Source organism: Cupriavidus sp. 2SB, from assembly GCF_005503625.1.
Classification (GTDB): Bacteria; Pseudomonadota; Gammaproteobacteria; order Burkholderiales; family Burkholderiaceae; genus Cupriavidus.
In genome coordinates this window covers 148,619-165,653 of sequence record NZ_SCMX01000002.1, presented here as the reverse complement: position 1 = coordinate 165,653, position 17,035 = coordinate 148,619, and the positions used below count along the sequence as shown (strand labels likewise).

14 protein-coding genes are annotated in these 17,035 nt (G+C 58.6%); 6 read left to right on the top strand and 8 right to left on the bottom strand.

All coding sequences use genetic code 11. The features are described from left to right. Nucleotide 1 precedes the first annotated feature (1 nt). The 4 genes from FFS21_RS01770 to FFS21_RS01755 are packed head-to-tail and all read left to right on the top strand — an operon-like array spanning nt 2 to nt 7,112. On the top strand, nt 2-2,752 hold the full coding sequence (locus FFS21_RS01770; RefSeq protein WP_137923213.1) for a T6SS effector BTH_I2691 family protein: 2,751 nt from the start codon (nt 2-4) through the stop codon (nt 2,750-2,752). Continuing rightward, on the top strand, nt 2,749-4,215 hold the full coding sequence (locus tag FFS21_RS01765; RefSeq protein WP_137923212.1) for a WD40/YVTN/BNR-like repeat-containing protein: 1,467 nt from the start codon (nt 2,749-2,751) through the stop codon (nt 4,213-4,215). The genes FFS21_RS01770 and FFS21_RS01765 overlap by 4 nt, the downstream gene beginning before the upstream one ends. A gap of 16 nt (nt 4,216-4,231) precedes the next feature. Further along, nucleotides 4,232-5,668, top strand: a complete 1,437-nt coding sequence (locus tag FFS21_RS01760) for a WD40/YVTN/BNR-like repeat-containing protein (RefSeq protein ID WP_137923211.1) — start codon at nt 4,232-4,234, stop codon at nt 5,666-5,668. Nucleotides 5,669-5,684: 16 nt separating this feature from the next. Next, nucleotides 5,685-7,112: a hypothetical protein gene (locus FFS21_RS01755; RefSeq protein ID WP_137923210.1), complete on the top strand. Its 1,428-nt coding sequence runs from the start codon at nt 5,685-5,687 to the stop codon at nt 7,110-7,112. 47 nt (nt 7,113-7,159) lie between these two features. Here FFS21_RS01755 and FFS21_RS01750 read toward each other — a convergent pair whose 3' ends face one another. From FFS21_RS01750 to FFS21_RS01740, 3 genes are all read right to left on the bottom strand, one after another. Beyond that, entirely contained in the window at nt 7,160-7,660 is a 501-nt protein-coding gene (locus tag FFS21_RS01750; protein WP_137923209.1) for a dihydrofolate reductase, read from the bottom strand. Continuing rightward, nucleotides 7,657-8,451: a thymidylate synthase gene (locus FFS21_RS01745; RefSeq protein ID WP_137923208.1), complete on the bottom strand. Its 795-nt coding sequence runs from the start codon at nt 8,449-8,451 to the stop codon at nt 7,657-7,659. Before FFS21_RS01745 ends, FFS21_RS01750 begins: the two co-directional genes overlap by 4 nt. A 122-nt stretch (nt 8,452-8,573) precedes the next feature. Further along, entirely contained in the window at nt 8,574-9,290 is a 717-nt protein-coding gene (locus tag FFS21_RS01740) for a TerC family protein (protein WP_137923207.1), read from the bottom strand. A gap of 601 nt (nt 9,291-9,891) precedes the next feature. Here FFS21_RS01740 and egtD point away from each other — a divergent pair. Both egtD and FFS21_RS01730 read left to right on the top strand, forming a co-directional pair. Beyond that, entirely contained in the window at nt 9,892-11,004 is a 1,113-nt protein-coding gene (gene egtD, locus FFS21_RS01735; protein ID WP_137923206.1) for an L-histidine N(alpha)-methyltransferase, read from the top strand. Nucleotides 11,005-11,131: 127 nt separating this feature from the next. Then, nucleotides 11,132-12,388: an SUMF1/EgtB/PvdO family nonheme iron enzyme gene (locus tag FFS21_RS01730; RefSeq protein WP_137923205.1), complete on the top strand. Its 1,257-nt coding sequence runs from the start codon at nt 11,132-11,134 to the stop codon at nt 12,386-12,388. 133 nt (nt 12,389-12,521) lie between these two features. Here the strand turns inward: FFS21_RS01730 and FFS21_RS01725 are convergent, their stop codons facing one another. The 5 genes from FFS21_RS01725 to FFS21_RS01700 all read right to left on the bottom strand — a co-directional run bounded on the left by FFS21_RS01725 (nt 12,522) and on the right by FFS21_RS01700 (nt 16,660). Continuing rightward, nucleotides 12,522-14,441: a DEAD/DEAH box helicase gene (locus FFS21_RS01725; protein WP_137923204.1), complete on the bottom strand. Its 1,920-nt coding sequence runs from the start codon at nt 14,439-14,441 to the stop codon at nt 12,522-12,524. 885 nt (nt 14,442-15,326) lie between these two features. Beyond that, nucleotides 15,327-15,542: a hypothetical protein gene (locus FFS21_RS01715; protein ID WP_137923202.1), complete on the bottom strand. Its 216-nt coding sequence runs from the start codon at nt 15,540-15,542 to the stop codon at nt 15,327-15,329. Nucleotides 15,543-15,696: 154 nt separating this feature from the next. Continuing rightward, the gene (locus tag FFS21_RS01710) at nt 15,697-15,969 is read right to left on the bottom strand and encodes a hypothetical protein (RefSeq protein WP_137923201.1); all 273 of its coding nucleotides are present in this window, start codon (nt 15,967-15,969) and stop codon (nt 15,697-15,699) included. Between the two features lie 74 nt (nt 15,970-16,043). Beyond that, nucleotides 16,044-16,313, bottom strand: coding sequence for a hypothetical protein (locus FFS21_RS01705; protein ID WP_137923200.1), 270 nt, complete (start codon nt 16,311-16,313; stop codon nt 16,044-16,046). Nucleotides 16,314-16,384: 71 nt separating this feature from the next. Next, nucleotides 16,385-16,660 (bottom strand): hypothetical protein, encoded by a 276-nt coding sequence (locus FFS21_RS01700; protein WP_137923199.1) that lies wholly within the window; start codon nt 16,658-16,660, stop codon nt 16,385-16,387. Between the last annotated feature and the right edge of the window lie 375 nt (nt 16,661-17,035).

Below are 17,035 nucleotides of genomic sequence, written 5' to 3'. Positions count from 1 at the left end.
CATGGCTGTTTGTCAGACTGCCTGTAAGAACTGCGACCGAAAAGGTTTGCCGATTCTCTTTACGCGCTATGCCACGGCATACACCGCAAACCATCGAACGCTGCTGGACCAGTTCGCGCCCACTGGTCAGCTCCAGGCCAAGCCGGGCGGCATTTCGCTGAAGGGATCCCAGTACGTGGTGCGGATGCTGCGTCGCGGATATCTGTATGTGTTGGTGGAGCGCGCCGGCGGCAAGACATGGAGCGGCTACCGTGCGCACCCCCATGGCTACTTGCAGCAGTTCATTCTTGACGCCGAACCGCAGGATGACCAGAAAAAGCCGTGCGACCCGGAGATTCGCGGCGCCAATGCCTCGCTGGTGATGGTCCCCGATGCCAAAGGCGTGAAGAACCTCTGGTACTTGTTCCATCCAGACCCTGTGCCATTCAAGAAGCTGGAAGAACTCAAGAGCAATACAGCATCGTTGCAGCACCTCGACCTGGCCGGTTGGATGAATGGCAAGCAATCGCAGAAAGACACCTGCCCCCCTGATCAATTGCGCAACCAGGTGCTCGAATGGTCAGCGTTGGAGAACCCTGCGCTGCAAGAGATCCTCAACGATCAGTGGTTTGGTCTGATGGGGATGAATCAGACCGAACAGGAGTGGGGGCCATACATCCGTGTTGAGCGAAAAAGATTGGGCAATTCGAAGGGTGCGCCCTTCTTTCTGAAGCAGATCATCCCCGAACCCGGACAGTCCTACGCCGAGGTGCATGGAAAGCGTCTTGCGAATATCGAAGCCACGCTGCGTTGCACCAAAGGAGCCGCCATCGTCGCGTGTCATGACGGTATTGGCATCACGCAGGAGCTTGCGCATGCCTATGCGCCTGCGGGGCAACCGTATCTGGATTGGCTGCAGATGGAACAAAAAGTAGACATGCCTTCTGGCGAAAAACTAAAAATCAGCAATGAATGGAAGTTGATGACCAGCGGGATGATCAAGCAGTTCCGGGAAGGCTACGTTGCGCAAAGGGTAAAAGCTAGGAGGCAGCTCGAGGAGGAAAGAATTGGTCTCAATCACGCTCTGGAAAACGCGCGAAGAGATGCCAGGGTGCGGCAAGGACAAGTCATGGTCCCGCTTCCTGGCGGAGGGCAGGTCTCCATGCCGTTAGCAGAACGGGAGCGTGAGCTTCGTCGAGCGGCAGAAGGGCACATGGCTTCTATTCTGGACAAGCCAGGAGGAGACGCAGGCAAGGTGTTCGACAGTCTTTACTTTAGCGACGAGCGAACAAGATTTGACGAAAAGCACAGCAAAGACGGATACAAGCCTTACCAGCAGCGCTTGAAGGATTCAGGCGAAGATCACGTGGCGTGGCTGGACAGTGATCTGCTGAGGAAATCGGCACTGTCTCTTTATGATCGCCGGTACGCATCCCGAGGCGTTCCCACTGACGTGCTTGGCGTGCGCTACATGGTCCAGGTTGGAAATGCCATGCAGGGTCTGGAAAGCAGTGATGCAGGGAAACGCTGGATGATGGCAGGAGCATTGCTGGATGATTCTGACCGAAATCTACTGCTGACAGCGATCAGCTATAACGATCCCGCTCTCAGGGCGTTGCTATCTCGGCAATTGGCGTTGGTGGACCGTGTGTTGAGTCCGGTCACGGTCGCACCTTCTGCTGCAGACCACGCCAAAAAACAGGCCGCGCTTGGTCAGGCTGAAAATTTCCTGAAGAGCATCAAGGCGTATCTGGCACAAGGCGATGCCATGCAAGCGCTCATGAGCGCGCGCGATCCGTTGGCACATGGCGCAATGGGCTCCCTACTGAGCCTGCTTGCGGGTCGGGCGGCTTTGACCATCACAGCAGGACCGCCATCAACCTGGATGGCGCACGTGGCGCAAACACAACTAATGACGCTGGGATGCGGCCTCGCCGGCGATGCGATGAAGGCTCTGGAACCCCATCGAAAAGAACTTAATGATCGTGCACAGAAAGTGACCAAGGGTGTTGGAGCCGCATTCGCGGATATTCCACCGTCGGAAGAACAATTGCAGCAACGCGTCAAGGAGATCGTAGGCAAACGCACGGCAGCCGCCCTCTCTTTGTCACGCATCGGATTTGTTCTCACAGTCATCGAATTGTTGGGCGTAATGACCAGCGTTGGAAAAGCGTCTACCGAGCGCAATGGACGAAGTTGGACCGAGGCAGGAGCCCAACTTCTAATGCTGATCGGTAGTGCATACAGCTTCAAAGCTACGGTGGTTGAGGAAACGTTCGGAACCGGGCTGAAGCAGCTGGCTGCCCAAGCAGCGACGCCTTCCCAACGGAGAAATGTCAGCGTGCTGGAAAATTCACATGTGAGGAAACTAAGAAGTTTCAGGATGTCGGCAGCAGCCTATCTCGGGTTAGGAGCGGTGATCGGAATTTACTTCGATCTGATTGACGGACGGAAAGCAGCGAGCGAAAAAGATAGGGCGTTGGCGATTGCTTATATGTCTCGTTCGGTAGCGGCGGGCGTTTCTGTGGGGGCTTCCGTAGGCATGCTATTCAAGCCACCTCCGAAATTATACCGCTTTCTCGTACGTCTGAACGGCGCGGCTGCCGTTGCGGTTGCGTTGCTCACAGTGATTATTTTGGTAGTAACAAAAAGCAAGCTAGAGACTTGGCTGAATTCTTGTCCATTTCGTAACGAAAACACGGAGGGAATGCACGGGAACATTGATGCCTCGATTGAGGCGCTTCCAGGGGTGATGGAGGAGCTAAGAATATGAAAGTAAAAAATAAAAAATTCGTTGATATGAAAAAAATAACCGATAGGATTTCTTTCGATGTCATTGTTCCCGCCATTTTTGCTCTCGTTTTATTGACCTATCCTTTCGAATTGGTAAGAGTCCGGTTCAACCTGTTCGCGCAGGATATGAAACCTGTCGAAGTGTGGAAGGGAGCATGGGACGACAAAAATCTGGGATATCCGGAGACCGGGTGCAGCTCGCTCAGCAGAATAGGGGGGGCAAGGTTTGTTGTTCTGAAGGGTTTAGCAGGCTATGCTGGTTCTCATACAGCACAACTTGAGTCGCTCGTGGATGTTGATGAGGACTGGCATGAAGCACGTCGGAAGTTCAATGCACGCTTCTCCAGTAGCAAGGATGATGACCGAAGGTTCCTGGTTTGGAGGGTAGACGCACTTGGAAATGTAAAGCTGGTCGCCACTAGCCCTGAAAAAGTTTGCATGACCACAGCGCCTGATGGCGCAATCTATGCGCGCACTGGGATCGCTGTCCAATCAGGCGAAGGAGGACGTGAGCGACTTCGCGACGCGGTCTTTCGGTCTGATGACGGAGGGAATACTTGGTCCTATCACTCGGCAGATTGGGGTGGTCGGTCAATCGGGCTTGCCTGGGGCGTAGATGTCGTCTTCTCGGATTCGACCAATGTGTGGGCCTATAACAATAAGTTTGACAGCAGCGGGCCTGCCATGAGCCATTCGATGGATCAGGGGCGGACTTGGCGGGTAGTCGAAGAGATCAATGCGGCGGAAGCGGCCGTGCTTAAGCAGATCGCACCGGAGGCAAATCTCGCTTTCTTCGACAGGGAGATGGTCAGAACGCTATTCGTGAACGAGGACAAGAGCATCGATTTGTGGATGTCCGGAAAGTATCACGATCAGGACGACCGCTTCCCCCATGGACTTGTCACGCAGCGGATATCGCTTCGCGAAACGACAAATGGGTGGGCCGTTAGCGCGCAGCATCATTACCCCGGTGTCTATGTCAAATTTATAGAGAAGGACGCAAAAGGGGTGCTGCGGGGTGTGGTCAGGATGGGCGGCGATCAATGGATTGGCACTTTCAATCCGATATCAGACAGATGGGAAAAGACGGTTGATTTGCCGACGCTTTTCTGGAAGCCGATGAGTTCCTTTCTTCGGGTGGATAAAGCGTATTTCACGGAAAACGTTTGGGTCATCCAGCCTGAGGATACTCACAGAGTTTCCCGCTGGATATTTCCTTGGTCGGATGCAGAGATTTCCTCGTATCGTGTATGGCTGTATTCGACGGATCAAGGTGCTAGCTGGATCAGGCTGAGCAACGACCCTTTTGTAGTTGGGTTCGACAAGGATCTTGGTCGCTTATACGTCGTTGAAAATTGGCCAGACAAGATGCTGGGATTTCTGCAACTAGCGCCAGTCGACGAAGCAAAAGGGAATTTACCCGATCTGTCGAAATCCATGTAGTTGCAGAGATGGGGGTATGAAAAAAGTAACCGATAGGATTTCTTTCGATGTCATTGTTCCCGCCATTTTTGCTCTAATTTTATTGACCTATCCTTTCGAATTGGTAAGAGTCCGATTCAACCTGTTCGCGCAGGATATGAAACCTGTCGAAGTGTGGAAGGGAGCATGGGAAGAAAGCTCGTTAGGATATCCATACGCCGGATGCAGTTCGGTCTCGAGGATAGGCAATGCGATGTTTATTGTTTTGGCGGATTTGACGGATCATGTAGATCCTCACGTGATACAGCTCCAGTCACTTGTTGATATTCATGAAGATTTAAACCAGGGTAGTCGGGTTTTCGACACACCTTTTTACGATTATGATGGCAGAGCGCGCAAATATTTGGTTTGGAGAATAGATACACCCGGAAAGGTTAGTCTGGTCGCCACTAGCCCAGCGGAGGTTTGCATGACCACAACACCTGATGGCGCAATCTATGCGCGCACTGGGATTGCTGTCCAATCCGGTGAAGGAGGGCATGAGCGACTTAGCGACGCGGTCTTTCGGTCTGATGATAGGGGGAATACGTGGTCCTATCACTCGGCGGATTGGGGTGGTCCGTCAATCGGGGTCGTCTGGGGTGTAGATGTCGTCTTCTCAGATTCCACCAATGTGTGGGCCTATCACAATGAGTTTGACAGCAGCGGGCCTGCCATGAGCCATTCAATGGATCAGGGTCGGACTTGGCGGGTAGTCGAAGAGATCAATGCGGCGGAAGCGGCCGTGCTTAAGCAGATCGCACCGGAAGCAAATCTTGCTTTCTTTAACAGGGAGATGCTAAGAACGCTATTCGTGAACGAGGACAAATCTGTCGATTTATGGGTGTCTGGCGAATATTACGAGAAAGATAACCGAATTCCACACGGGCTCGTCACGCAGCGGATATCGCTTCGCGAAACGACAAATGGTTGGGCCGTTAGCACGCAGCATCATTACCCGGGTGTCTATGTCAAATTTATAGAGAAGGACGAAAAAGGGGTACTGCGGGGTATCGTCAGTATGGGCAGCGATCAATGGATCGGCACTTTCAATCCGATATCAGACAGGTGGGAAAAGACGGCCGATTTGCCGACGCTTTTCTGGAAGCCGATGAGTTCCTATCTTCGGGTGAATAAAGCGTATTTCACGGAAAACGTTTGGGTCATCCAGCTTGAGGATACTCACAGAGTTTCCCGCTGGATATTTCCCTGGTCGGAAGCAGAAATCTCCTCGAAATATCGATGGCTGTACTCGACGGATCAAGGCGCTAGCTGGACCAAGTTGAACATTGGCTCTTCCTTGATCGGCTTCGACAGGGATCTTGGCCGCTTATACGTCGTCGAAAATTGGCCAGACAAGATGCTGGGATTTTTGCCGCTAGTGCCAGTCGACGAAGCAAATGGGAATTTCCCCGATCTATCGATATCCATGTAGTTGCAGAGATGGGGATATGAAAAAAGTAACCGATAGGATTTCTTTCGATGTCATTGTTCTCGCCATTTTTGCTCTCGTTTTATTGACCTATCCTTTCGAATTGGTAAGAGTCCGGTTCAACCTGTTCGCGCAGGATATGAAACCTGTCGAAGTGTGGAAGGGAGCATGGGACGACAAAGCGTTGGGGTATCCGGCGATTGGCTGCAGTTCACTCACTAAAATAGGCGAAACCAAGTACTTTGTTTTGAAGGGCGTGGCAAATCACGATAATCCTGATGTTACACAACCTGACGCGACACAACTCGAAACGCTTGTGGATGTCCATGAAAAATCGCGTGAAGCACGTCGAAAGTTCAATGCACGCTTCTCGAGTAGGAAGGATGATGATCGAAGGTTCCTGGTTTGGAGAGTAGATGCACTTGGATATGTGAAATTGGTTGCCACTAGTCCTGAGAATGTTTGCATGACCGCAACGCCCGATGGCGCAATCTATGCCCGTACGAATATCGATATTCGATTAAATGAAGGAGGAGGTGAGCGACTCAGCTACGCCGTCTTTCGGTCCGATGACAAGGGAGATCATTGGTCCTATCATTCGGCCGCATGGGGAGAAGAATCAGTTTCGTCCGCCTCAAGTGTGGAAGTTGCCTTTTCCGATTTGACCAACGCGTGGGCCTATCGAGATACTAATTTTTTTAAGCATCCTGCCATGAGCCATTCGATGGATCAGGGGCGGACTTGGCGGGTAGTCGAAGAGGTCGAGGCGGCAGAAGCGGCCATTCTTAAACAGATTGCACCCGAGGCGGATCTTGGTTTTTCGAGCGGGGATACGACTAGGATGCTGGTCGTGAACGAGGGCAAAAGTGTCGATTTATGGGTGTCTGGAAAATATTTCGATAAAGATAACCGCATCCCAAGCGGACTCGTCACCCAGCGGATATCGTTTCGCGAAACGACAAATGGTTGGACCGTTAGCACGCAGTATCACTACCCCGGTGTCTATGTAAAATTTGTAGAGAAGGATGCTAAAGGGGTGCTGCGGGGTGTCGTCAGGATGGGCGGCGATCAATGGATCGGCACTTTCAATCCGATATCAGACAGATGGGAAAAGACGGTCGATTTGCCGACGCTTTTCTGGAAGCCGATGAGTTCCTATCTTCGTGTGGATAAAGCGCATTTCACGGAGAACGTTTGGGTCATCCAGCTTGAGGATACTCACAGAGTTTCCCGCTGGATATTTCCTTGGTCGGATGCAGAGATTTCCTCGTATCGTGTATGGCTGTATTCGACGGATCAAGGCGCTAGCTGGATCAGGTTGAGCAACGACCCTTTTGTAGTTGGGTTCGACAAGGATCTTGGTCGCTTATACGTCGTTGAAAATTGGCCAGACAAGATGCTGGGATTTCTGCAACTAGCGCCCGACAAAGACGCTGTTGCTGAGTAGAGGCAACACCGTAGGTATGGAGGGCGACGCTAATCACCGTCGGGATATTACTCCTCCCCCGAGGCCGGCCTCTCATACACCACGAACGCATACTCAAAACCATTCGCCTCCGAATGGTGCGTTTCGCGGGCTGTCTCCAGCCATGTCGAACGATCCACTGCCGGGAAGTGCGCATCCCCTTCCACGTCGGCATCGATCTCGGTGACGATCAGGCGGTCCGCTGACGGTAGCGCCTCAGCGTAAAGCTGTGCGCCGCCGATCAGGAATACCTGCTCCACGCCCACGCAAAGCCGCTGGGCATCTTCGAGCGAACTCACCACCTCGGCACCTTCGAGCTTCAGGTCCCGGTTGCGGCTGACCACGATATTGCGGCGGCCCGGCAGCGGGCGGCCGATCGAATCCCAAGTCTTGCGGCCCATGATGATGGGTGCGCCCAACGTGGTGCGCTTGAAGTGCTGCAGGTCTTCGGGCAGGCGCCAGGGCAGCGTGTTGTCGCGGCCGATCACGCCGTTGCGCGCGCGCGCGACGATCAGGGTCAGCAACGTCATACGGCCACCGGCGCCTTGATCGCGGGGTGCGATTCGTAGCCGACCAGTTCGAAGTCGTCGTAGCGGTAGTCGAAGATGCTGTCGGGCTTGCGCTTGATGTTCAGCGTCGGCAGCTTCAACGGCTCGCGCGAGAGTTGCGTCTGCACCTGCTCGAAGTGGTTGCTGTAGATATGGCAATCACCGCCGGTCCAGACGAAGTCGCCCACAGCGAGGTCGCATTGCTGGGCAATCATGTGCGTCAGCAGCGCGTAGCTGGCGATGTTGAACGGCACGCCGAGGAAGATATCGGCGCTGCGCTGGTACAGCTGGCAGCTCAGCTTGCCGTCTGCCACGTAGAACTGGAAGAACGCGTGGCAGGGCGGCAGCTTCATCTGCGGAATCTCGCCCACGTTCCACGCCGACACAATCAGGCGGCGCGAATCGGGGTTGTTCTTGATCTGCTGCACGACCTCGGTGATCTGATCGATATGACGGCCGTCTGGCGTGGGCCATGCGCGCCACTGGTAACCGTAGATCGGGCCGAGGTTGCCGTTGGCATCGGCCCACTCGTCCCAGATCGTGACGCCGTTGTCCTTGAGGTACTGGATGTTGGTGGAGCCCTGCAGGAACCACAGCAGCTCGTGAATGATCGACTTCAGGTGCAGCTTCTTGGTCGTGACCACCGGAAAGCCAACGCTTAGATCGAAGCGCATCTGGTAGCCGAACACCGAGCGCGTGCCGGTGCCGGTGCGGTCGGACTTTTCGGTGCCATGCTCGAACACATGGCGCATGAAGTCGAGGTACTGTTTCATCGGCGCGTGGGAAGGGAATGTGATGTCGGCGTTTTAACCGCAAGGTGGGGATTTTAGCCTATCGGCACCGTTAACGAAGCTGGCCGCCCGGAGGCGGCCAGCTTCAACTCAGGTCAGCCAGTTCAGTGGCTTTCCACCGGCTTTTCGGTGGTCTCGCGCGAGCCGCGACGCTTCTGCGTCAGGTAGCCGGCGCCAAGCACGCCACCCACCAGAACCACGTACAGGCCCCACTTGATCACGGGCTGCGACTCGAAGAACGCCTTCGTGATCGGTTCGCCCAAGATCATCTTCACGGCCGTGAAGGCCAGCACGCCGGCGCCGATGTAGATGATCGACGGATAGCGCGACATCAGCTTGAGCACCAGGCTCGAACCCCAGACCACGATCGGAATGCTGATCAACAGGCCCAGCACTACCAGCAGGAAGCTGCCATGGGCAGCGCCGGCCACGGCCAGCACGTTGTCCACGCCCATCACGGCGTCGGCGATGATGATGGTTTTCATCGCACCAACCAGCGTGGCAGCGCCCGCGCCATGCTCGTCGCCATCTTCCTCGGCGGCCAGCAGCTTGTAGGCAATCCAGACCAGCGCCAGGCCACCGACCAGGAGCAGGCCGGGGATCTTGAGCAGCCAGACCACGCCGATGGTCATCGCCGAACGGACGACCACGGCACCGACGGTGCCCCAGACAATGGCTTTCTTCTGCAGGTGGGGCGGCAGATTACGTGCCGCCAGGGCGATCACGATGGCGTTGTCGCCGGCAAGAACCAGGTCGATGACGACAATAGACAGCAGTGCCGTCAGGAACTGCATCGTGAACAGATCAGTGAACCACTCCATGTACGCTCCTCAATGTGCGAAACAGCTGCGGGCCAGGCGGCCAGCAAGGTCTTTTATTTCACATCCGGGATCTGGGGCGAGCGCAGGAAGTCCGATGGGGCTGCCTTTGCAAACCATAGAAACCAGGTGTGCAAAGGTCTTGCTCGACTGGCTGCCGCGGAATGCGCGTCAGAGTCAGCACAACCGGAGACGGGTCGCGTCTCGGAATGACGATTGTGCTAAGGGCAAAGATGCCCCCAAGCTACTCCCCTTTAACTTCCCTTTCTGGAAGGGATTCGTGCCCGTCAGATACTCCGCCGAGCACGTTGGACGCGATTATAAGGGAACTACGAGGAAAAATGTTGCACTGCCGAGGTGGGGTTTGTATGTATTCAGAATCGGACATTGTCCGTCGTGGCGTCTGACGGAGATCGCCCGACAGACTTGTAAAGTGATGCAACGTATTGTGGGTGTATAAGCTTATGCACCTATCCTGTTTGGATTGGCCAGGCAGAAGTGCGTCGGACAGGACAGGCGCGCATCCCCGGCCAACCGCCGTGCCTTGCACAGGCGGTGCCTTAGAGGGATGCCACGTAGTGCCCATCGACAACAAGGACAAGTCATGCCGGCCGTTACGACACCCAGTCAGCCCCCCAGCCAGTCAAGTTCCCGCTCCCACTCCCACAACAACGGTTCAGCCAATCACCACAATCACGCCACGCCGACGCTAGCGCCCGAACCGGGCATCGTCATTGGCAATGGCCACGCTCGAGCAGGCGCCGCCCCCCAGCCGGAATTCGTGCAGCAATACCGTGAGGATAGCGGTGCGTTGCGTGCGGAGATCCTGCGCGGCTTGATTGAAGCCCAGGCCCGAATCAGCCCTAAGTTCTTCTACGATGTGTTGGGCTCGCGGTTGTTCGAGGCCATCACCGACCTGCCCGAGTATTACCCCACGCGCACCGAGGCATCGATCTTCAACAATATGGCGCCGGCCATTGCGGCGCGGGCGGGCAGTGGCTGCGTACTGATCGATCTCGGCGCTGGCAACTGCGAGAAGGCGGCGCGGTTGTTTCCGAGCCTGCAGCCGGCGCAGTACGTGGCTGTCGATATATCCGTCGATTTCCTGCGCGGCACGCTGTCGGGCCTGCAGCAACAGCATCCGCAGATCCCGATGTTGGGGCTGGGCGCGGACCTCTGCGGGCCGCTGGACCTGCCGAGGAACGTGCGGCGGGGGCGTCGGCTGTTCTTTTATCCAGGGTCCAGCATCGGAAATTTCAGCCCGATCGACGCATTGGCGTTGCTGCAGCGTCTGCGCGCGGCAGCCAGTCCCGGTGACGGCGTGCTGATTGGTGTGGATCTGTTCAAGGATGCGAGCACGCTGGAGGCGGCCTATGACGACGCGCTCGGCGTGACTGCCGCGTTCAACCGGAACGTATTGCGCAACGTGAACCGCATCGTCGGCAGCGACTTTGCTCTGGAGGACTGGCGGCACGCCGCTACCTTCGATACGCAGTCGTCGCGCATCCAGATGCATCTGGAGTGCGTGCGGCCCGTGACGGTGCGATGGCCGGAGGGCGAGCGCCAATTCGCGGCCGGGGAACGTATCCACACGGAAGATTCGCACAAGTATCGGGTGGAGGATTTCGCGATCCTGCTTGAAGCGGCTGGCTTCACCGATCCGGTGAGCTGGACCGACCCCCAGGGCTGGTTCGCGGTGTTCCACGCGCGCGGATAGAGAGTTCGGGAAGCCTCGCCGCCAGCAGGGTGAAGCGGGGCCGGCCGGAAGCCGTGCGCGTGCGATGTCATAATGCGCGCAGCCGGGCCGGCCGGCCCTTTTTTCATTCTCTGACACGGATATTTCGATGAGCGGATTCTCCATGCTTCCCGATCTCCATTTCACCGGCGGCAATGCGCAATGGCCTGACGCGCGCCGCCTGCCGCGTGAAGGGTTGGCGCAGGCGCTGGTGGAATCACGCAATCGCACGCTCGCGTGGCTCGGTGCCTTTGGCCAGACCCGCAAGGGCTGGGATGTGCCGCGCCAGTACGATTGCAACCCGCCGCTGTGGACCCTGGGTCATATCGCCTGGCACGCCGAATGGTGGTGCCTGCGCGGCGTGCGTCATCTGGAGCAGGGCGGCATCCGCCTGCCGGTAGCCAGCGAGCCGTCGTTGCTCGATGGCGCCGATGAATGGTTCGATCCAGACCGGATCGGCCCTGACGAGCGCTGGGAAATCGTGCTGCCCGATGTGAGCCGCGTGAAGCAATATGCCACGCAGGTGCTCGACGGCCTGCTGCGCCGTATCGCGCTGTTGCCCGATGATGAGGACGCGACGCTGTACCCGTTCCGTCGCGCACTCTGCCATGAGGACGCGCAAGGCGAGACCGTGGCGACGCTGCTGCAGGCGCTGGGCATGGCGCCCGTGGAGCCCGCCGCCGTGGGTCCGTCGATATCGCAGTCGTCGGGCGGTACGCTGCATTTCCCAGGCGGCAATTTCACGCAGGGCTGGGCCGAGGCCGATGGGTTTGCCTGGCCCGACGAATTGCCGCCGCAGAAAATTTACGTCCCGGCCTTCGAGATGGATGCCTCGCTGGTGACCAACGCCCAGTTCCTGGAGTTCGTCGAGGATCGCGGCTATGAGCATCCGTCTTATTGGTCGGTTGCGGGCCGGCAATGGTTGATGACGCAGGAGCGCTCGGCACCGCGCTACTGGGGACGCCATGCGGTCAGCCGTAGTTGGGTGGCATCGCGCTTCGGCACCGAGCGCACGTTGAATCCCGACGAGCCGGTGCGCCATGTCTCGCTGTTCGAGGCGCAGGCCTGGTGTGTCTGGGCAGGTCGCCGCTTGCCGCAGGAAGTGGAATGGGAACTGGCGGCCACGCAGAACCGCGGCCTGCAGTGGGGCGCGCTGCGCGAATGGACGGCCACGCCGTACGAGCCGTACATCGGGTTTGTCGCAGAGCCGACCGACGGCGAAATCATCGGCCGCTTCGGCACGCATCAATCCGTACGCGGCGTATCGTTCGCGAGCCCGGCACGCGCACGGCATGTGCGGGCGCGGACAGCGTTGTTGCCGGAGGACGATGTGTCGTTTGTGGGGTTTCGGAGTTGTGGGGTTTGAGTAAATCTCTCCGTTGTCTTGCTCCCCTCTCCCGCTATGCGGGAGAGGGGAGCAAACACTGGGCAGGTGAAACGCAGGAGCACCAACAAAAAAGGCACCCGAAGGTGCCTTTTTCATTTCTCATTTCTGAGAATCAACGCTCGTAGCGCGAACGGCTGTTGCCGTTGCGTTGGCCGCCGAAGCCGCCGCGATCGTTGTTGCGGTCGCCGAAGCTGCGGTCGCCAAAGCTGCGCTGTTCGCCGCCGAAGCCGCGGTTGCCGTCGCGCTGGCCGCCTTCGCGGTTGCCGAAGCTGCGGTTGGCATTGGCGCCATCGCGGTTGAAGTTGCGCTCGCCGCCACCAAAGCTGCGTTCGCCGCCGAAGCTGCGCTCACCGCCACCGAAGCCGCGTTGCTGGCCTTGACCTTGGCCTTGGCCGCGATAGCCGCCCGTGTTGCCACGGTCGCCGAAGCCGCGTTGTTCGCCGCGATCACCGAAACCACGGTTTTCGCCGCCGCCGAAGCTGCGTTGCTCGCCGCCACGGTCGCCGAAGCCACGGCTTTCGCCGCCGAACTTGCGGTCGCCGAAGCTACGCTCGCCGCTGCCGGAGTTGCCACGATAGCCGCCGCCGTTGCTGTTGCCACGATAGCCACCACCGCTGCCACCGCCATTGCCGCGGTAGCCGTCACGGCCGCCCGGCTTGCCGCCGAAGTTCGAACGGGGCTTCGGCGTGCGACGCGGTTCGTGACCTTCGATCACGGAGGCGTCAACGCGGTTGTTCGTGAAGCGCTCGATACGCTTCCACTGGAACATGTCGTTGTGGTTCACGAGGTTGATTGCCACGCCCGAGCGACCGGCACGACCGGTACGGCCGATACGGTGCACGTAGTCTTCCGCTTGCTTGGGCAAGTCGAAGTTCACCACGTGGGTGATGTCGGGCACGTCGATACCACGTGCGGCCACGTCGGTGGCCACGAGCACGCGCAGGTTGCCACGGCGCAGGGCCGTCAGCGTGCGGTTACGCGCGCCCTGGGTCATGTCGCCGTGCAGGGCACCAGCCGAGAAACCGGTATCCGACAGGCGCTCGGCCAGCGAATCGGCATCGCGCTTGGTAGCCGTGAACACGATGGCTTGCTTCAGCGATGCGTCGCGCAGCAGATGGTCGAGCAGGCGTTCCTTGTGCGACATGTCGTCGGTGAAGTGCAGGCGCTGTTCGATGTGGCTCTGGTCGGCGCGTGCGGCAGCGATCTCGATGCGTTGCGGATCCTTCAGCTGGCGCGAGGCCAGTTGTGCGATACGTGCGTCCAGCGTGGCCGAGAACATCAGCGTCTGGCGCGAAGCCGGCGTGGCGGCCACGATGGCGTCGATGTCATCGGCAAAACCCATGTCCAGCATGCGGTCGGCTTCGTCGAACACCAGCATGTCCAGCGCGGACAGGTCGATGCGGCCGGCTTCGATATGGTCGAGCAGGCGGCCCGGCGTGGCCACGAGGATGTCCGGCATGCGCGAGAGCATGGCCAACTGCTTCGGGTAGGGCATGCCGCCCAGGATGCTGGCGCACACGATGCGGCGCAGATGGCGGCCGTACTTGGCGGCGGCTTCCGTTACCTGCAGGGCCAGTTCGCGTGTCGGCGTCAGCACCAGCAGCGACGGCTGCGCGGGCGACGGACGGGGACGCTTGCCCTTCATGCGCTTGGCGGGTTCGGTCGGGCGATTCGTGAGCGGCTTCTCGCTGATGCGCTGGATAGCGGGCAGCATGAACGCGGCAGTCTTGCCCGAGCCGGTCTGGCTCGAAACCAGCAGGTCCTTGCCGGCCAGGAATGCGGGAATGGCCTGTGCCTGAACAGGCGTCGGGTCGTTGTAGTTGGCTTCAGCCAGGGCGCGCAGGATGGCGGCGTCGAGGCCGAGTTTGGCGAAGCCGCTTTCCGGCACATCGGCGGCTACGATCCGGGCTGCGTCGGTGTTGAGCAGGGCGTCGAGCTTGTCGAGCGGGCTCACGGCAGCGGCGGGCGTAGCGGATGCGTCGGTGGCGGAGGCAAAAGGTTGCTCCGCACGGAAATCTTCGTGCTGGGTCATGTCGTACGTACGTATTAAATATGCATGGCACCCCGGGGCAAATGTGATGCTCGAGGGTGGGCGCAAGTGCAAAGTCTTAAAAAAGGCTTCGGCGCCAATCGGTAGGCCGTTCGACAGACTCAGCTGGCAACACGGCGGCAGGCAGGGTGGGCAACTGGCTGATTCATATTCAACCGGTCGATTATCCCTGGCAGGCAAACAGCGCAATGGACTACAGGCTGTTCATCAGGATCGGAGACGAGGCGACGTCAGGTGAGCGGTGCGTTCTGGCCAGGCACCTGTCTGAACTTCGTGTGATGACAGAGGCAGGGAGCAGATATTGGGAGGGCAGCGGATACGCCATGGGCTGATGATGCCGGGCGTGGTGCGGAACTCACAGTGCGAAACTCACGGCGCGAAGTATAGCAGAACACTTATTTTTTTGCTGCACCGCGAAATGGTCAAACACGTGCGCAATCGTAATCAAACGTAAGCAGGCATGTGAATTGTGCGATTCAAGCGCAGCCCGCGTCGCTTGAATGTCGGAGACCGCTGCCTATACTCCAGTGCGCGGGCCACGCCCGCAATGGGGCGGACGGATTCACGTCCCGATGATCCTGCCTTTGGCAAGGTTGGCTTGCCGCTCGGCTCGGGCATTGCGGTCATTGATGCCATCGCCACGTTTCCTCCGACTGTCCGGGTGGTCCGGATGGGCGTCCGCGTCATGGGCGGAATCCATGGGAAACATGCCTGGCACAGGAATGACCGGAATCGCCGGTGACGCAGACCCAGGAGGTCCGGGCCCGTCCGCAACCAAAGCCCGCCAATTGCTTGGCGGGCTTTTCTTTTCTCCCTCGCTTTTTCGCTTGTTTCTTTATCGTGCCGGGGATCTTTCGCGCACTCACTTCACTTGCGCGGCGTCCCGGTCTCCCGTTCCTCCCCTGCATCCTGCGGCGTGCCCGGAAAACCCTGCGGATACTGGATCAATCGCGTCAGCGATGGTCGTCGATGCGATTGCCAGCGATAGCTGCCGGCCAATCGGGCGCCGCCGATGATGGCGGTCATGGCCTCGCGGTCGAGGTCCATGTTTTCCGACAAATCCTTGATGACGATGACTGCCATGGCGTTCTCCAGCTTGCGGACCTTGCCTCGGCCGGCCGGAACGGCGCCGGTCGGGCGGCGCCAGGGCAGGCGCGGGCCCGATTCAGTATAGGCAAGTGCAGTGGCCGCAGTGGTGCCCGCAATGCGTGGCACCACTGCGGCACGCTGGCCGGGCTCAGACTGCAGCCCAGTTGCCGCCCCATTGCGAGGGCTTCACGTTCAGCGCGATGTTGCCCAGGTCCACGCCGACGATCTTGTTGTTGTTGAACGCGGCGACGTTCACCTGCTGCAACTGCTGAACGTTCTGGTTGATGTTGATATTGACGTTGGCCAGCGGACCCATGTTGCCGGCCTGGCTGAGCCAGCTGTTGCCGCCACGGATGGCGGTAAGCGACTTGCGATCGAGTTCCTTGCTGGCGGCAAGGTCGCGGACGATGATCGATGACATGGTGAACTCCTTCAGGTGCGTGTTGCGGTGGCGCGCGGGGCTGCCGCGCGCCGGTGCGTGTCGATGACGATGTCTTAGCGCCAGACGTTGTTGGTGGCGTTCTGGTTCGTGTCCACCGTGTTGCGCATATGTTCCTGGAACGCCGAGCCGTTGGCGAAGGCGTTGTTCACGCTCTGCATCTGCTGGTTCTGCTGGTCGATCTTCAGGCTGGAGTCGAACGACAGCTTCACGGGGGCGTAGACGCTGGTCCACGGGGCGAAACCGAGGCCGCCGCGTACGGACTTCATGCCGGTGGTGTCGAGGGTGGCGGTGCTGGACAGGTCGAGGATGGTCAGGGTGCTCATGGCAGTCTCCAAATACTCAGGTGCGATGTGGTGTGCGAATTGCGTGGGGTGCGAGTGCGTGCGATGCCGGATCAGACGGCGCCGTAGACGTTGTTCTCGGCGTGCTGGTTCGTCGTCACGTTGTTGTGCATGTTGGCCTGGAACGCCGAGCCGTTGCCGAAGTAGCTCGTCACGTCCTGCATTTGCTGGTTCGACTGGTTAATCTTCACGTCCTTGTCGAAGGACAGCTTGAACGGGCTGTAGACAGTGGTGATGGGGGCGAAGGCAAAGCCACCGCGTACGGCATGCAGTGCGCGGGCGTCGAGGGTTTCGGTCGAGGACAGGTCCTTGATGGTCAGCTTGGTCATGATGGTCTCCAGAAACAGGTAGGTGAGGCTTCGGTGTGATGAGCATCGGGTTGGTGTCGCGCTCGGACCAGATATCGCAGGGAGCGTGCCAGCGCGTGCCACCTGCGCGAATAAATTTTCGAAAGGGTTGTGGCACAAGGCTTTGCGGGCGATGCACGCGCGCTGGCATCACTGTGCGAGCGTGGCGGGGAGGGGGAGTGTGATGGCCGCGCGCCAACAGAAAGGTGTTGGGTGTTGGCGCGCCAGCGACGGCTGTGGGCGCCGCGCATCAGTGCGGCATTGCGAATGGCCGGAGTGCGCACTAGTATCCATCGAAGGCCCTGTGCCGTGATGCGACGGATTCGCGGCATGCGCGAGGCCGCAATATAGTCGGCA

What these genes read in the sequence shown, in the direction of transcription:
- FFS21_RS01705 (WP_137923200.1), bottom strand. Translation starts at nt 16,313, where the DNA reads ATGAGCACCCTGACCATCCTCGACCTGTCCAGCACCGCCACCCTCGAC.
- FFS21_RS01700 (WP_137923199.1), bottom strand. Translation starts at nt 16,660, where the DNA reads ATGACCAAGCTGACCATCAAGGACCTGTCCTCGACCGAAACCCTCGAC.
- FFS21_RS01765 (WP_137923212.1), top strand. Translation starts at nt 2,749, where the DNA reads ATGAAAGTAAAAAATAAAAAATTCGTTGATATGAAAAAAATAACCGAT.
- FFS21_RS01710 (WP_137923201.1), bottom strand. Translation starts at nt 15,969, where the DNA reads ATGTCATCGATCATCGTCCGCGACCTTGCCGCCAGCAAGGAACTCGAT.
- FFS21_RS01730 (WP_137923205.1), top strand. Translation starts at nt 11,132, where the DNA reads ATGAGCGGATTCTCCATGCTTCCCGATCTCCATTTCACCGGCGGCAAT.
- FFS21_RS01740 (WP_137923207.1), bottom strand. Translation starts at nt 9,290, where the DNA reads ATGGAGTGGTTCACTGATCTGTTCACGATGCAGTTCCTGACGGCACTG.
- FFS21_RS01755 (WP_137923210.1), top strand. Translation starts at nt 5,685, where the DNA reads ATGAAAAAAGTAACCGATAGGATTTCTTTCGATGTCATTGTTCTCGCC.
- egtD (WP_137923206.1), top strand. Translation starts at nt 9,892, where the DNA reads ATGCCGGCCGTTACGACACCCAGTCAGCCCCCCAGCCAGTCAAGTTCC.
- FFS21_RS01725 (WP_137923204.1), bottom strand. Translation starts at nt 14,441, where the DNA reads ATGACCCAGCACGAAGATTTCCGTGCGGAGCAACCTTTTGCCTCCGCC.
- FFS21_RS01750 (WP_137923209.1), bottom strand. Translation starts at nt 7,660, where the DNA reads ATGACGTTGCTGACCCTGATCGTCGCGCGCGCGCGCAACGGCGTGATC.
- FFS21_RS01745 (WP_137923208.1), bottom strand. Translation starts at nt 8,451, where the DNA reads ATGAAACAGTACCTCGACTTCATGCGCCATGTGTTCGAGCATGGCACC.
- FFS21_RS01760 (WP_137923211.1), top strand. Translation starts at nt 4,232, where the DNA reads ATGAAAAAAGTAACCGATAGGATTTCTTTCGATGTCATTGTTCCCGCC.
- FFS21_RS01770 (WP_137923213.1), top strand. Translation starts at nt 2, where the DNA reads ATGGCTGTTTGTCAGACTGCCTGTAAGAACTGCGACCGAAAAGGTTTG.
- FFS21_RS01715 (WP_137923202.1), bottom strand. Translation starts at nt 15,542, where the DNA reads ATGGCAGTCATCGTCATCAAGGATTTGTCGGAAAACATGGACCTCGAC.